The 15574-nt window shown below is 33.5% G+C and carries 13 protein-coding genes and 1 tRNA gene; 6 read left to right on the top strand and 8 right to left on the bottom strand.

Annotated elements, in window-relative coordinates; genetic code table 11:
* Positions 1-11: 11 nt before the first annotated feature.
* Entirely contained in the window at positions 12-1835 is a 1824-nt protein-coding gene (locus U5A88_RS00325) for a hypothetical protein (RefSeq protein WP_354203046.1), read from the top strand.
* Between the two features lie 21 nt (positions 1836-1856).
* Positions 1857-2552, top strand: a complete 696-nt coding sequence (locus U5A88_RS00320; RefSeq protein WP_354203045.1) for a carbohydrate-binding family 9-like protein — start codon at positions 1857-1859, stop codon at positions 2550-2552.
* Positions 2553-2557: 5 nt separating this feature from the next.
* Here the strand turns inward: U5A88_RS00320 and U5A88_RS00315 are convergent, their stop codons facing one another.
* The 6 genes from U5A88_RS00315 to U5A88_RS00290 all read right to left on the bottom strand — a co-directional run bounded on the left by U5A88_RS00315 (position 2558) and on the right by U5A88_RS00290 (position 7971).
* Positions 2558-4009, bottom strand: a complete 1452-nt coding sequence (locus tag U5A88_RS00315) for a S41 family peptidase (protein WP_354203044.1) — start codon at positions 4007-4009, stop codon at positions 2558-2560.
* A 24-nt stretch (positions 4010-4033) separates the two neighbouring features.
* Positions 4034-5233: a serine hydrolase domain-containing protein gene (locus U5A88_RS00310; protein ID WP_354203043.1), complete on the bottom strand. Its 1200-nt coding sequence runs from the start codon at positions 5231-5233 to the stop codon at positions 4034-4036.
* Positions 5234-5243: 10 nt separating this feature from the next.
* Entirely contained in the window at positions 5244-5852 is a 609-nt protein-coding gene (locus tag U5A88_RS00305) for a hypothetical protein (RefSeq protein ID WP_354203042.1), read from the bottom strand.
* 78 nt (positions 5853-5930) lie between these two features.
* On the bottom strand, positions 5931-6320 hold the full coding sequence (locus tag U5A88_RS00300) for a hypothetical protein (RefSeq protein ID WP_354203041.1): 390 nt from the start codon (positions 6318-6320) through the stop codon (positions 5931-5933).
* Positions 6321-6405: 85 nt separating this feature from the next.
* On the bottom strand, positions 6406-7056 hold the full coding sequence (locus U5A88_RS00295) for a helix-turn-helix domain-containing protein (RefSeq protein WP_354203040.1): 651 nt from the start codon (positions 7054-7056) through the stop codon (positions 6406-6408).
* Positions 7057-7899: 843 nt separating this feature from the next.
* Positions 7900-7971: transfer RNA gene (locus U5A88_RS00290), tRNA-Gln, on the bottom strand.
* Between the two features lie 188 nt (positions 7972-8159).
* Here U5A88_RS00290 and U5A88_RS00285 point away from each other — a divergent pair.
* Both U5A88_RS00285 and U5A88_RS00280 read left to right on the top strand, forming a co-directional pair.
* Complete coding sequence (locus tag U5A88_RS00285; RefSeq protein ID WP_354203039.1) at positions 8160-11243, top strand: DUF2723 domain-containing protein; 3084 nt, start codon at positions 8160-8162, stop codon at positions 11241-11243.
* Positions 11243-11887, top strand: coding sequence for a polysaccharide deacetylase family protein (locus U5A88_RS00280; protein ID WP_354203038.1), 645 nt, complete (start codon positions 11243-11245; stop codon positions 11885-11887). Before U5A88_RS00285 ends, U5A88_RS00280 begins: the two co-directional genes overlap by 1 nt.
* Before the next feature lie 57 nt (positions 11888-11944).
* Here the strand turns inward: U5A88_RS00280 and U5A88_RS00275 are convergent, their stop codons facing one another.
* Together U5A88_RS00275 and U5A88_RS00270 are read right to left on the bottom strand one after the other, a co-directional pair.
* Positions 11945-12241: a thioredoxin family protein gene (locus U5A88_RS00275; RefSeq protein ID WP_354203037.1), complete on the bottom strand. Its 297-nt coding sequence runs from the start codon at positions 12239-12241 to the stop codon at positions 11945-11947.
* An 82-nt stretch (positions 12242-12323) separates the two neighbouring features.
* A complete protein-coding gene (locus U5A88_RS00270) occupies positions 12324-13070 on the bottom strand; it encodes a copper homeostasis protein CutC (RefSeq protein ID WP_354203036.1) in 747 nt (248 codons plus the stop codon).
* A 151-nt stretch (positions 13071-13221) separates the two neighbouring features.
* Here U5A88_RS00270 and U5A88_RS00265 point away from each other — a divergent pair, with 151 nt between their 5' ends.
* Positions 13222-14544 (top strand): sugar MFS transporter, encoded by a 1323-nt coding sequence (locus tag U5A88_RS00265; protein WP_354203035.1) that lies wholly within the window; start codon positions 13222-13224, stop codon positions 14542-14544.
* A gap of 11 nt (positions 14545-14555) precedes the next feature.
* Positions 14556-15569, top strand: a complete 1014-nt coding sequence (locus U5A88_RS00260; RefSeq protein ID WP_354203034.1) for a N(4)-(beta-N-acetylglucosaminyl)-L-asparaginase — start codon at positions 14556-14558, stop codon at positions 15567-15569.
* The last annotated feature ends 5 nt before the right edge of the window (positions 15570-15574 follow it).

Raw genomic sequence — 15574 nt, 5'->3', positions numbered from 1 at the left:
AATTTAATCTGATGAGAAAACACCGATTTTATTTGTTTATTGCTTTGTCTTTTTTATGCTTTTACGCAATTCCGAGTTATGGAAATGTCGAAAAAGTTGCGGAATTAGAAGTTGAAAAACTTGAATTAGGATATCCTAGCCCAGCTATTCCTTTTTATCATTTAATGGCCGATGTAAAATTACCTAAAGCGTCAATAATAGAGGTAGAAGTTATTGTAAATGGAAAAGTACTGCGTTTTACCGATTTGCACAGAGCTAATGATTTAATGAATAAAAACAGACCTGCCTTAACACATCGTCCACCATCTGGTTATGGCTTATCACAAGATGGTACTTTATATTCTAATCCACACATTGTTGGTTGGGTAAAATGGGAGCCAGGTAAAAAATATAAAATAACTATAAAAGTAAGAACTAAGAAAGATATTCACGCTTCAAAAAAAGATGTAATTCTTACCAGTACCAAAACGATTACGGCACCATCTGATGCCAAAACTTTTGATAATAATTGGAAAAATTATAAATCAATCGTTTTATCAGAGACCGCCGGAATAGATAGAAAAAATGAGCCTGTAGAAGTATTGCTACCTTTTTATCCAGATGAGGCGTTACATCTAAAACGTGAAATACGTGTAGTTTCTATTGATACAGAAACCCATCTTATTGAAGAAGTGCCAAGTCAAGTTTATGACATTAAAAAATTTTTAAAAGAAGATGATTTAGCTCCAGACGAAAATGGAAAGCCAACAAGAGAAGCTCCAATTTGGTACGGAACCACTACAGCACGTGTAGCTTTTTTAGCAAATGTACCGGCAAAAACAAGTAAAGTGTTTTTAGTTTACTATAACAATGAGAATGCTTTAACAAAAATGTACCAAACCGATCTTAAAGTTCAAGGGGAAGCACCTGGACTCAGAATTGATAATGATATTTATACTATTGGTTTGCACCCCGACTCTGGTCATTTAGATCAAATAACATTGAAAAGCAAACCCGATGTTCCTTTATTCCATAGAATGGAAACTAATGGTGCCATTCATTGGAACCCTGGCACATGGACTCCGCCACGTCCATGGACACATACCGCCGATTGGAAACCACCTAAGAATGTAAAATCAATTTCTGGTCCAATTATCTCAACTGCAGAAATGTGGGATAATTTGAGAGATATTCCAGAAGTTGACGCCTCTGTACGTTATCAATTTTATCCTGAATTACCTTATTTTATCAGTTCTACTACAATGCGAATCAATAAAAGAATTGATGCCATCGCACTAAGAAACGGAGAAATTGTATTTAAACGAGAACAGATGACTCACGCAGCATGGTATGACATAGTTAGGGACAGCATTATGGTGTACAACGTTAAGGACATGCCTGACCTTACCGACATATATATGGAAGCTGATACGCCATGGATTACCTTTTATAATGAAGAAACCGGAATTGGTTTTAGTGGCATCCAGTTGAATTATTCCAATGCAGGATTAGAATCAAGACCTAGATTGCTAAATCCGTTTATGTATGTAACTGGTGGCCCCTGGATTTATTGGGCTCGTGCATTATCCTTAAGTTTTTTATCATCAAATATGCAACAAGTAATTCCTGTATTAAAAGGTAATTTTTTTGCGGAAAAATGGGCATATCTAACCTATGAAATAGAAAAAGGAGATAAACCTTATGGTCCAGTGCTATATTGGCAAAAAAGATTGAAAAACCCACTTAGGATTCGTTTGGTAGAAGAAGTAGATGATCGGGTTTCAAGAACGGTTAACGAAATATTTATAGATGATGGCAAAAGCGGATGGGAGAATAGAAAAACGGGTAAACATTAATTAAACAAAGTCTTAATATTTATGAAGTATTTATTTAGTCTAGTGTTGCTGTTCTGTTTATCTTGTACTTCACAAACCAAAACTTATGTTGTAAAAAAGACAAATAGTGATATTATTATTACAGGAAGTGGTTCTGATGAGGCATGGGAAAATGCGAATGTTTTAACCGAATTTTTACACCCATGGCAACCTAAAAACCTGCCCTCTACAACTTTTAAAGGGTTGTGGTCAGATACTCATCTGTATTTTCTTTATAATGTTGAAGACAATGAAATTATAACTCCTCAAAGAAATCTAGGAGAGCTTGACGCCGTTGAGTCCGATAGAGTTGAGATATTTTTTAAAGCTGCCGATGAAACGAAACCATACTATTCTTTAGAAATGGATGCCTTAGGTAGGTGTCTTGATTCCGATGCTATTTTTTATAAAAATAATATTGATTTCGATTGGGATTGGCCCAAAGATGATTTCGTTTTAAAGGCATCTCAACATAAAGGAGGTTATAGTGTAGAAGGATCTATAAGTTTAGCCTCGCTCAGAAAGTTAGGTATTTATAAAGATGATGGAATCTTAAATGTAGGTTTATACAGAGGAGAATACTATACTAATAAAGAGGGTAAAATAGCTATAAAATGGATCAGTTGGGTAGTATCTAATCCTGAGAAACCAAATTTTCATGTGCCCAATTCCTTTGGGGTTTTAAAATTAGAAAATTAAGTGTCTTAAATTTTTCTTTGCTTTAAAATTTCGAATACTTTTTCAATTGCAGCATCTTTACCCGTTTTATTTTCATAAAAGTGTCTATAAAACCAGTATCCTCTTTTATCATATTCAATTTTATGATGAGGTGAAATCCCAATCGCTTCATAGCTCATACCATCTGGGCTTTCATAAACTTCATTTGATAAACTATACTCCCAGCCGTTAGGTAATTTTTTGTTTAATAAATCAGAAAAAATGCCTTCGGTATTAGAGCCTATTCTTATGGCATCTGGTCTTGCTGCCATTGCACATAATACAAAATCTTCAGCAGCACTTGCAGTTTGATAACTAGTCAGAAAAAATACTTTGCCTTTATATGCATTTTTACTTGGTTTTATAGTTATTGGTGTTTTTTTTGTAAATCCAGTACTATTTCTCGCTTTTTTAGTTGCAGCTAATGTATCTTTGGTTGCAAATCGTTCAAGTATCTCTAATTGTACCTCGTCATAACCTCCACCATTAAAGCGTATGTCTAGAATACAGGCCTTGGTGTCTTTAATTTCCAAAATAACTTGATCCATAATATACGCTGCACCATCCGCATTATCTTGTGTATAATTTTTACTTTTAGCTGCATTATTTTCATATAACTTTTCCGCTTTAGATTCAGATATATTATTTGGAATGTTATAGTTGGCAAATTGGTCCATCCCATTTATTTGGATTATTGCAACATCATCATTTATTAACCCATAATTAAGCACTCCATAATTATAGGTTTTAATGTCTTTCACATAATTTCCAATGACTTTTAGACGAGTACTATCCACATGAATAGGCATTAGTTTAAAATCTTGGCCAAGGGAATCCTTTATCCGTTTTGCCCTTATTTTTTGTTTAGCAACTCTATACTTTTCGTATTTTTTAGCCAATTTATTCGGAACAAACATATTGGAGTGCCCATCTTTTAAACCCATTATCATTTCATCCATTAATAAGAATAATTCAAAAGGTTTTGTCTGACTTGTAATTTGAGGTTTGTATCTTGTTTTTAGGGCATCCCAATCTATATCCCTTTCCTCAAAATAACAGTAGTTCTCTTTGAAGGTTTGCCATAAAACTTCAAAATTATAAATTGGATCTTTACTGTTACTGGATTTTGCTGAACATAGATAAGGCAACTTTTCAATTTTACTAAAGTGATATTTTGAAATACCATTTTGTGCCACTAAAGTTGAATCACTGGTTTTTACAATTTTATACTCATTTAATAGTGCTTCGTTAGATATTACTTGAGATTTGATACAGTTAATTTTACAGATATCATATATTTTCGTTTTTTTCTTTTTAATTTCTATGACCCTGCCATAACCATCATTTTTCCAAGTACCTTCAATATGCTTAGTGTTTTTTATTTGAGCATTTAAAGTGATACAGGTTACCAACATTAAGAGTGTGACTATTCTTTTCATTTTTATTTGTTTTTATTGTTTTTATTATTCAAACAGTAATTCAATCATTTCGTTTCTAAACAATTCCCTTGAAATTGATTTAATGGATTCTCCACTTCCGTTAAACATAAATACAATAGAACTTCCAGATTCTGGGAAATACCACATGCGGGCACGACGTCCATTATAACCACCGTTATGTCCATAAGCAATGCCATAATCTGTATCTAATTTAAACCAGCCTAATCCAATACCACTTACTTTATTCACTTTATATTCTTCTCCAAAAACAAATTCGTCATTAGCAAAAGGCACGTTTGAAGTAGCCAGCATGTCATCAATAGTCTCTTGATTAAAAAGGATGTTTGGAGTCATCGCTGCCTTTAAAAAGATATTCAAATCTTCAACTGTTGATGACATCCCCCCAACCATAGAATTACTAAAACGCCTCAATGGGGTCGTATCAATAAAAGAGCCTTTACCCGATTCGTCAAAATAACCTCGAACTAAATTCGAAGGATTATCCCCGTTTTGATACAAGTGAGTATTATTAAGGTTTAAAGGTGTATAAATTAAGCTCTGATATAATTGCTCTCCAGATAAGTCAAAAGCATTTTCTGCAATAATACCCAACAACAAATAATTTGAATTGGAATATTCCACTTTAGTTCCTACTTCAAAGTCTGCAGGTTCATTATAAATGTATTCCAGCTCTTCCATTGGCGTCCAAACTTTGGTTGGATTATCATAATAATTCAACAATGTATAATCCAATTGACTTAAATAATCCGTAATACCACTGGTGTGATTTAATAACTGTCTGATTGTTGCTGTTTCTGCATTAGCAACTTTAGCAACAATACCATTATTTAAATATTTTGAAATGGGATCATCCAAACTTATTTTTCCCTGTTCATACAGTTTTAGAATGAGTGCTGCAGTAAATGTTTTTGTAATACTACCTATTTTGTGTAAACTGCAGGGTTTCATTTTAATGTTATTAGGAATGTCAGAAACACCTGCTGCACCAGACCAAATCCCTTTTGGTGTTTCAATAAGCATAGAGATGCCTGGCAAACCCTGAGCTACCTTTTCTTCTATAAAGTTTTGAAATCGAGTTGCATCAGGATGCGTATTTATAATATTTGATGTACAAGCATATTTATCCTCATTATAGACAGGATCTTCTTTTGTACAACTAAAAAAAATAGTTGCTATAATTGATATGTATATTATTTTATTCATTTTTTAATTTTTAATTAAATGTGTACTTGACGCCTAAGCCTAACATAGTGTTTATGGTCATTGGAATTCTCCCTTTAATAGCATAGGGTGCTAGACTGAAAGTTTCATACCTGCCAAAAATTTCTATTGGAATACCTAACTTGTCTAAATGTAGCCCTGCACCAAAACCCACAGATGGCATAAAGTGAGGTTTGCCCCAATTGGTCTTTTTCTTGTATTTACCATTATCAAATTTATAAGTTTGCTGTGTTGGAAAAGAATGTGCATATCCAACACCTAAAATTACATGTATATTAAAAGTATCTGCAAAACGCAATTCAAATTTTGGTTTCCAGGCAATAAACCCGGCTTGATTAAAATTTTTGTGATAGTAATACCCTATTTGAAATATGTGTGCAAATTGATATACTCCACTTCGCTTTCTAGATAGTTCGTAAGATATTGCCGCACCTAAATGCCTAGGACTATCTTCTCTTATTTCAAAAGGTGCTGCAATGTGTTCATCAAATAAAGTAGCACTAATAGAATAAATTTTATCATTTGTAGTAGTTTGTGCTTTTACGGTTATACATAGTAAAAGAATTAAATTGGTAATAAGTTTTGATGTTTTTTTCTTCATAAGAATTATTAATTTGAAAGCAAAACAAATCAAAATCTGGGTACTTATCGCCCCAATGGAAGCAGTGGAACGTAAAATTTATACAATCTTAAATGTTATTGTTTTAGAATACTCATTCCCATCCCTGTCCTTTAAAATGACATATACAGAATATACACCTGTTTCTACTGAATCTACTATATTAAATGTCTGATTAATTTTCCAGCTTTCGTTGCCTGAATGATTATCAATTATAAAATCGATATTTAGTAATGGAATTTCGATGGATATAGATTTAATGCCATCAGCATCTTTACCTTCAACATCAATTTCTAAATATCCGTTTCGTGAAACCGTCCCATTTGAATTATCACCCTTTGTTGTAATATTGATAACCCCTTGTGTATCTTCATTAATTTTAACATCTACTGAACATGCATTAATCAATACTGCCAAAAAGAATAAAACCAATAAACTATGCTTTCTCATTATTTAGTTATTTTTTATGGCAAATCAACTAAATATGCTTAAGTCAGTCGTCCCAATGGAAGCAGTGGTTCTTTTTTATAAAATTTTAGTGTGTTTTTTTGTATTCTGAAGGGGACAAACCTGTTTCCTTTTTGAAGATTCTATTAAAACTGGTTTTCGATTTAAAACCACTTTCGTAAGCAATGCCCAATAAAGTCAAATTATCAAACTCATCTGAGTTTAATTTTTCTTTTACAGATTCAACACGTTCCTTATTTATAAGATTGTAAAAAGTAGTTTGTAAATGTTGATTTAAAAAAGCGGACAATTTTTTGTCCGTAGTCCCAATTTGACCTGCTAATTTATTTAAAGTGAGGTCTTCATCTAAATAAGGTTTTTCATCCTTAAATACATTTCGAAGGTTTTTTTCTAATAGATCTATTTCCTCTTCGGTAAAATTAATTGATGATGCTGTTTTTTGTTCTTTAATAATATCTATGGGCTCGCCATCTTCCTTCAAAAGAAAACTCGGTAAAAGAACCTTGGATTGATTAACTCCGTAGTAACCCAGATACATAATAAATATTATCATCGCAACAACCGTTAAATCTATTTTATTTAACAATTTATATTCAGGAAAAACAACTTCAAACAAAATCAATAAAAAATCAAATCCAATTACCAGCAGTGACCCGATTAGCATTTTTTTAATCCATAAAAATTCGCTTTCAGTAAAATTGGAAAAATTAATTTTCATGACTTTCTGATATTTTACAAAAGTCTTTAAAGACAACAGAAGATAAAAAATTAAATATGAGTTATGAAAAATCCTTATAAGATTAATATTTTCATTTAAAAAATCTACGTAATTGGAGTTTCCTTTATAAAAATTATTCAAGAAATAAGGAAAGGTAATTATTACAAAATTTAGTAAGACAGGAATAAAATGAGCTAGGCTGTTTTTTAAAAAATTTTTATCGTTATTTAAAAGAGACTTAATATAGACATATAGTAACGGTCCTACAAATACAATAACAATATCGTCAAACAAAACTGTTATTAAATATAGGCTTCGGATATTATGAAAGCCCGCATAAGCGTTTATTGCAACAAGTAAAAGAAATGAAAAAAACAAAAACAATAGTTTTTGTGGTAGTACTTTTTTCTTGACTTTGATAAGAAGAACAAGTATGAAGAGTGTAATTAATATACCTCCAACCAAAATAAAATCAAACAACAACTTCATTAAAGTTTAAAATATTTCTATTTAATTGATACTAAGATAGACGATAATTATTATTACTTGTTACTATTAACTAAAAACTTTTTTAAATAAAGGTTTAAACTAAAATTCATTTTTATTTTAGCATTTGGCTAAATAAATTGTTGCTTTTCTATTTCAATTCAGAAGGGCATCTAGTTAATTAATAATTAATTATCTTAAAGGAAGTAAAAGAAACATCCTTTAAAAGTAATAATAAAAAGATGTTGAACCTGCAAGGGCTCCACTAACTATTACTATACTAACGCTTAGGAACTGGTCCTAATTTTACCTCACAAAAAAAGCTGTCTGAAAAAGACAGCTTAATTATAACTTTTGTTGGCCCACAAGGACTCGAACCTTGAATGTCGGTACCAAAAACCGGTGTGTTGCCAATTACACCATGGGCCAATACTTTTTTAGCTTCTTTAAAAGCAGGTGCAAATTTAAACCAAACTTTTAATATGACAAATTTTTTGAATTAAATTTCATTCAAACTTTAACAGATTTTTAATAAATTTTTGAATCATCAACCGTTAATCTAAAAAGTTAATCAATATTTATTTAGTAAATTCGCCCCGAAGTAACTAAACTACGCAATGGATCAATTTAATTATAAAAAATGGAATACCATTTTGGGATGGGCAGTATTTGCCATTGCCCTTTTAACCTATACCCTTACATTAGAACCCACTGTTAGTTATTGGGATGTTGGGGAATACATTGCTACCTCAGTAAAATTACAAGTAGGCCATCCGCCTGGGGCACCACTTTTTCAGATGCTGGGTGCATTTTTTGCAATGTTTACCGCAGACCCTGAAAATATTGCGATGATGACGAATTTTATGTCGGCATTATCTAGTGCATTCACCATTCTCTTTTTATTTTGGTCCATTGCCATTTTGGCAAAAAAAATAATTAAAAAAAATAGTGAAGATATTAATCAAAGTAATGCTATAGCTATTTTAGGTAGTGGTTTGGTAGGTGCTTTAACCTACACATTTTCAGATAGTTTTTGGTTTAGTGCGGTTGAGGCAGAAGTGTATGCTATGTCTTCTTTTTTAATGGCTCTGCTGTTTTGGCTAGGCCTACGTTGGGAAACCGAAATGGACAAACCCAGAGGGCATAAATGGCTGTTGATAATAGCATTTGTAGTAGGATTGTCTTTTGGGGTTCACATATTGTCTTTATTGATTATTCCTTCCATTGTATTTATCTATTTTTATAAACGGTTTAAAGATATTACGTCCATAAAATTTATCATCGCTAATATAGTTGCAGTATTGGTATTGGCCTTTGTTTTTAAGTTTTTATTTCCATACACGCTAGCATTTTTTAGTGCTTCAGAACTGTTTTTTGTAAATAGTATGGGAATGCCTTTTAATTCGGGTAGTATAATTGCTGGGTTAGTTTTAATAGCTACCTTTTATTTTGCAATACGTCAAACTCGTAAAAAGAATTTAATCCATACAAACTTAGTTATTCTTTGCTTGTTATTTGTTATGATTGGTTTTTCTTCATGGATAATGTTACCTATTCGTGCTAATGCCAATACTACTATTAATGAAAACAACCCATCTAGTGCACGTGAACTTTTGGCATATTACAATCGTGAACAGTACGGTGATGCCAGTGTTTTTTACGATTCTTATTATTCCGAAACACGACAACAAGATCCTAACGACCCTTGGCGTGACGATAAGCCCAAATACGAAAAAGACGAAGAGGCCGGCAAATATGTTATCGTAAACCGTTACAAAAACGCAAGGCCAAATTATACCGACAAGCATAAAGGCTTTATCCCTAGAATGGTTGATCCCAATCCAAGCGTTGTGGCCAACTACAAAGCCATTGCGGGCATTCCGCCAAAAAGCAATCGCCGGCCAACTTTTGGCGAAAACCTAAAGTTTATGATCGATTTCCAGTTTGGGTATATGTACGGACGCTATTTTATGTGGAATTTTGCGGGAAGGCAGGACGACATACAGGGCAATTTAGATAATCATGGCAATTGGCTCAGCGGAATTAAATTTATCGATGAAATGCGATTGGGCTCTCAAGACAATTTACCACAAGAGGTGCTTGACAACAAAGGCCGGAACACTTACTATTTTTTACCCTTGATCTTGGGTTTGATTGGTTTGCTGTTCCATATCAAATTCGATAAAAAGAATTTCTATGTCCTTTTCCTCTTTTTCGCTTTTACAGGTTTGGCCATTATATTTTACACCAACCCAAAACCCTTTGAACCGCGTGAACGTGATTATGCCGTTGTAGGCTCTTTCTATGTATTTGCTATGTGGATAGGTTTTGGCGTACTTGCCCTCTACCAACAATTTAAGGATAAAATCAATCCCAAAATATTGGCATTGGCCACAACAGCGGTTTGTTTATTGGCCGTACCTACATTAATGGCTTCAGAAAACTGGGACGACCATGATCGTTCAGGTAAATATGCTACCCGAAACAATGCCAAAGCTTATTTAGACTCCGCACAGGAAAACGCCATTATGTTTACCATTGGTGATAATGACACGTTCCCCCTATGGTATATGCAAGAAGTTGAAGACTATAGAACCGACCTTAAGTTGGTAAATACCAGTTTGTTTGCTACCGATTGGTATATAGATCAACAACAAAGAAAAACCTATTTGGCTGACCCTATACCTGGGCAATTGGTGCACGATGATTACAAAACTGGCTCTTTAGATGTTGCTTACCATATTGAAAACCCAGCGTTTAAAGATACCGTGATGGACATAAAAGCCTTCATGAATTGGATAGCAAGCGATGACAAACGAACTTTTTACGATGTTGATGAGGATGGTTTCCCCGAAAAATATTACCCAACAAACCGGCTAAGAATCCCTATTGATAAAGAAGCCGTACTAAAAAACAATATAGTACCATTAAAAGATTCGGCTAAAATTGTACCTTATATAGATATTGAAATAGATAGGGTTGGCATACAAAAACACCGTATTTTAATGTTGGATATTTTGGCACATAACGATTGGACACGACCAATTTATTTTACAGGAGGTGCTTATGCTGAAGATGAATATATTTGGCTAAAAGACTATTTGCAATTGGATGGTTTGGCGTATAAATTTGTACCCATCTATACGTCAAGCAAAAGTCCAAATGGAAGACCAAAAAGTGTATTGGACCTCGGCAGGATAGACACAGAGACCATGTACAACAACGTAAAAAAGTGGGATTGGAAAAACAGCAATGGCGATATTTATGTGGATGTGGAAACCCGTAAAAACGGTATTAGTTTTAGAAATAGTTTAATCCGTTTGGCAGAAGCTTTAATTAAAGAAGGTAAAAATGATAAAGCTGAAGAGATATTAGATTTATCTATTGAAAAAATGCCTGTTAGACGCTATGGGCATTTTGGTCTCGTACTAGGTTTTCCAGATGCTTATTACCAAATTGGCAAAAAAGAAAAAGCCAGAAATGTTGCCAATACTTTAGTTGATATTTTTCAAGATAGAATAGAATTTTATAGTGGATTGGACAATTATGGTGTTTCACAACATTACGATGATATTGAAGGCACATTAATGATGTATAATAACGTGGTTGCAACGGCTGATGAACACGATAAGGAATTTGCAGATGAACTTAAAAAAGGATACATAGAGTCTATTAGGTCTTTGGAAGGAGTTATTGAGTAATGAATTCTTACTTCACAAAAACACCAAAATGGATTAGAGCTTTTTACCCGAATCAGGTTTGGAGTTTACCTGCTAAAAAAAAAGAAATTTATCTCACCTTTGATGATGGTCCAACGCCAGAAATAACGAATTGGGTGTTGAACACTTTGCATGAATATAATGCCAAAGCTACCTTTTTCTGTATAGGTGAAAACATAGAAAAAGAACCCTCAACCTTTAACAAAATAATTAATCAAGGGCATTCAATCGGCAACCACACTTTTAATCACGAAAAGGGCTGGAAAACAGTTAATGAGGACTACTTAAAGTCAGTTGTAAAAACCAAAAAAATAATTGAAAAATACCCAACTTCCGACAACTCAGAATCATTATTTCGTCCTCCATATGGAAAAATTAAAAAATCACAAACCAAATTACTCATTAAAAATAATTACAAAATAATTATGTGGTCCATTTTAAGTTGGGATTTTGACACCACCATAACTCCAGAAATTTGCCTAAACAATGTAATCAAAAATGCCAAAAGCGGAGATATTATTGTTTTTCACGATAGTGTAAAAGCTTTTAAAAATTTGAAAGTGGTTTTACCAAAAGTATTGGATTACTTTAGCGGTAAAGGCTACGAATTTAAAGAAATAAAATAGCTATTCATTCTATTGCATAGCAATTGTATTCCCTTCCCTAGGAGGGGCTAGGGGAGGCTAAACATACTGCTCTACCAAACTAATCAAAGTATTGGCATCTTGTTCACCAGATTGACGCCATTTCATTTCGCCATTTTTGTAGATAATAAAAGTAGGATTGCCTTTGATGCGTAGTGCATTTGCCAAGGTTTCGTTCTTGTCAATGTCAATTTTAATTACCTTAGCTTTATCACCCAATGCTGCAGCAACATCACGTAAAACTTTATGAAAAGTATTATTGTTTTCATTCCAATCTGCATAGAAATCAATCAAAGTAGGAATGCTTGAACTGATTAACTCACCAAATTTTGCCATAAAGAATACTATTTAACTATTAAACAATCAACTATTAATTAGTGGGTTTGTTATACAAATATAACAATTTTAGACAATCTTCTTATTCTTCAGTAGAATTGACATTATTTTCTACAATTTCTATCATTTTACTTATCTTTTCTAAATCAGAAATGGCAATTGTCGTTTCATCAAAAAAGCGTTGACTGTTCATTGAAACTTTTACTTTATTTGGAGATTTATGTAAGGTTGTTGCTGAAAAATGAATCTGTATAAAACCTGCATTTTTAAACTCCAAGATATTATCAATAGTAACACCTCCCCCTGGCATAATTTCAATTTTATTATTAGCTCTACCCCTTAACTCTTTTAATAAATTTAGTCCCTTTATAGCTTGAGATTCTTGGCCAGAAGTTAAAATACGATCAACTCCAGTGGCAATCAATTGCTCTAATCCTTCAAATGGATTTTCAATCCAATCAAAAGCCCTGTGAAACGTAAAATTCATTGGTTTCGAAATTTCAACCAATTGCTTTGTTCTTTCAGAGTCAATAGTATTGTCAAAATTTAAAACACCCGAAACCACTCCTTCACAACCCAACTCTTTACACAATTCTATATCTTGTTTCATAATTTCAAATTCAGTATCTGAATAGGTAAAGTTTCCACTTCTTGGTCGGATTAATACATGGACAGGAATTTCTAAATCTTTTTTTATTTTTTTTATCAAACCGTAAGATGGTGTAATTCCTCCCAAGGACAATTCAGAACATAATTCAATTCGATCTGCACCAGCTTCTTGAGCATTTATTGCTGATTGGTAACCATTTGCACAAATTTCTATAATCATGTTTAATTATTCTTATACACTTTTTATGATTGGTTTATTGGCGTTAATCTAAAAACAATAAAAATTAAAACCGTTTTTAGTATCTTGCTGATCTTATTTTAAATTACTACTAAACTAAGAATTTTATTCAACCCAGATAAATCTAAAAATAATGAATCAAGCCAAATCGTATCGTAGTTCCTTTATTTTATTAACTGTATTATTTTTCCTTTGGGGTTTTATAACCGTATTGGTCGATTCATTAATTCCAAGATTACGCGAGCTGTTTACACTTTCGTACTTTCAAGCAGGTATGGTTCAATTTGCCTTTTTTGGAGCTTATTTTTTACTATCAATTCCAGCAAGTTTTATACTCTCTAAAATTGGGTATAAACGCGGTATTATCCTGGGGTTATTGACCATGGCCTTGGGCTGTTTACTGTTTTATCCTGCGGCATCTTACCGTGTTTTCGGTATTTTTATGTTGGCGTATTTTATCTTGGCCGGAGGCATGACCATTTTACAAGTGGCCGCGAATCCTTTTGTGGCTGCTTTGGGCAGTGAAGAAGGTGCCTCAAGCCGATTGAATTTGTCACAAGCATTTAACTCAGTAGGTACAGCCATTGCTCCTATTATTGGTGCTTTATTTATTTTAAGCGATAAGATAAAAACACCCGAAGAAATCGATGCTCTAGTTGGGGAAGCAAAAGAAGGGTATTTGGCCGCAGAGGCCGCTGCCGTGCAAATGCCTTTTATAGGCTTAGCGGTTTTTATTGGTTTAATTGCCGTTGTTTTCTTTTTTGCAAAACTGCCCAAACTAATAAGTGAGGAATCTACCGGTACGTATGCCCAAGCTTTTAAGCAGAAAAACTTAATGCTTGGGGTGTTGGGTATCTTTTTTTATGTGGGTGCCGAAGTTGCCATAGGTAGCTATTTGGTAAACTATTTTTTAGACATGAACTTGGTGCCTTTGGTAAGGGACAACCCCGTAATGATGAATACGGCAAATTTTATAGCCAATGTATTTCAAAAATCATTGGTTGGTGCCGATGACAAAGCCCTGTTGGGTATTTTTGTTCTCTTTTACTGGACCGGTGCCATGGTGGGTCGTTTTGTAGGGTCTTATTTAACCAAAATAATGAAACCCGGCAAAGTCTTGGGCATATTTGCTACATTAGCAGTTACTTTAATTGTTATTTCGATAAGCACTACAGGCCTAATATCTATGTGGACCATTTTAGCAGTAGGATTATTTAACTCTATTATGTTCCCTACTATATTTACCTTGGCCATTGATGGTCTGGGTGAATTGAAACCCAAAGCATCAGGATTATTATGTACCGCTATTGTAGGTGGTGCTATAATTCCACCTTTATTTGGTCTATTAACTGACAATATTGGCTTTAAAATGGCATTGATTTTTGTAATCCTTTGCTATGCATATATCCTTTATTATGGTATTAAAAACAATAGAAAAAAAGTTGCTATAACCTAAAATATCACAAAATGAAACGTAGAAATTTTATAAAAAATGCGTCCTTAAGTGGCGTTGGATTAGCCATAGGAACTTCATTAACCAATTGTGCCGATAAAACATCCGACAAGAAAAAAGAAGATAAAATAGTAGCACCAAATGTAAAAGCATCGTTGCCATTGGTAATTTGCACCTGGAATTTCCATAATGCAACAACTAAAGCTTGGGAAGCCTTACAAAATGGAAAATCTGCTCTAGATGCCATTGAACAAGGCTGTATGGTAGAAGAAGCCGATTTAAAAAATACTACTGTCGGTAATGGAGCCTCACCAGATAGAGATGGAAACGTTACCTTAGATGCTTGTATTATGGATTCAAAAGGAGATTGTGGTGCTGTGGTTTATATGCAAAATGTTACACATGCAATTTCAGTAGCAAGAAAAGTGATGGAAGACACACCTCATGTAATGTTAGCGGGAAAAGGAGCGGAACAATTTGCTTATGAAAGTGGATTTAAAAAAGAAAATTTGTTGACCGAGTCTTCCAAAAAAGCATGGGAGGAATGGAAAGTGAATTCAGAATACAAACCCATTATCAATATTGAAAACCACGATACTATTGGAATGTTGGCCGTTGATGAAAATGGTGATATTTGCGGCGGTTGTACCACAAGCGGACTAGCCTATAAAATGGCTGGGCGAGTTGGTGACAGTCCAATTATTGGTGCGGGACTGTTCGTAGATAATGAAATTGGTGCTGCTGTTGCTACGGGATTGGGCGAAGAAGTTGCCAAAACCGTTGGTAGCTTTTTAGTAGTAGAATTAATGCGACAAGGTAAATCTCCGCAAGAAGCTTGTGAAGAAGCTATTAGACGAATTGTCTCAAAACCCAACAGTAATTATAAAGATTTCCAAGTAGCCTATATTGCGGTTAATAAAAAAGGTGAAACAGGCTCCTATTCCATTCATAAAAACTTTAGCATGAGTAAAGTTCAAGATGGTAAAATCGAAAATATTCAGGCTGATTATTTTTTAAAGGAGGAATAATATAT

Source organism: Aureibaculum sp. 2308TA14-22 (assembly GCF_040538665.1).
Taxonomy (GTDB): Bacteria; Bacteroidota; Bacteroidia; order Flavobacteriales; family Flavobacteriaceae; genus Aureibaculum.
This window is presented reverse-complemented; position numbering and strand designations above follow the sequence as displayed.

What these genes read in the sequence shown, in the direction of transcription:
- U5A88_RS00260 (WP_354203034.1), top strand. Translation starts at nt 14,556, where the DNA reads ATGAAACGTAGAAATTTTATAAAAAATGCGTCCTTAAGTGGCGTTGGA.
- U5A88_RS00270 (WP_354203036.1), bottom strand. Translation starts at nt 13,070, where the DNA reads ATGATTATAGAAATTTGTGCAAATGGTTACCAATCAGCAATAAATGCT.
- U5A88_RS00305 (WP_354203042.1), bottom strand. Translation starts at nt 5,852, where the DNA reads ATGAAGAAAAAAACATCAAAACTTATTACCAATTTAATTCTTTTACTA.
- U5A88_RS00275 (WP_354203037.1), bottom strand. Translation starts at nt 12,241, where the DNA reads ATGGCAAAATTTGGTGAGTTAATCAGTTCAAGCATTCCTACTTTGATT.
- U5A88_RS00325 (WP_354203046.1), top strand. Translation starts at nt 12, where the DNA reads ATGAGAAAACACCGATTTTATTTGTTTATTGCTTTGTCTTTTTTATGC.
- U5A88_RS00285 (WP_354203039.1), top strand. Translation starts at nt 8,160, where the DNA reads ATGGATCAATTTAATTATAAAAAATGGAATACCATTTTGGGATGGGCA.
- U5A88_RS00310 (WP_354203043.1), bottom strand. Translation starts at nt 5,233, where the DNA reads ATGAATAAAATAATATACATATCAATTATAGCAACTATTTTTTTTAGT.
- U5A88_RS00280 (WP_354203038.1), top strand. Translation starts at nt 11,243, where the DNA reads ATGAATTCTTACTTCACAAAAACACCAAAATGGATTAGAGCTTTTTAC.
- U5A88_RS00320 (WP_354203045.1), top strand. Translation starts at nt 1,857, where the DNA reads ATGAAGTATTTATTTAGTCTAGTGTTGCTGTTCTGTTTATCTTGTACT.
- U5A88_RS00265 (WP_354203035.1), top strand. Translation starts at nt 13,222, where the DNA reads ATGAATCAAGCCAAATCGTATCGTAGTTCCTTTATTTTATTAACTGTA.
- U5A88_RS00295 (WP_354203040.1), bottom strand. Translation starts at nt 7,056, where the DNA reads ATGAAAATTAATTTTTCCAATTTTACTGAAAGCGAATTTTTATGGATT.
- U5A88_RS00315 (WP_354203044.1), bottom strand. Translation starts at nt 4,009, where the DNA reads ATGAAAAGAATAGTCACACTCTTAATGTTGGTAACCTGTATCACTTTA.
- U5A88_RS00300 (WP_354203041.1), bottom strand. Translation starts at nt 6,320, where the DNA reads ATGAGAAAGCATAGTTTATTGGTTTTATTCTTTTTGGCAGTATTGATT.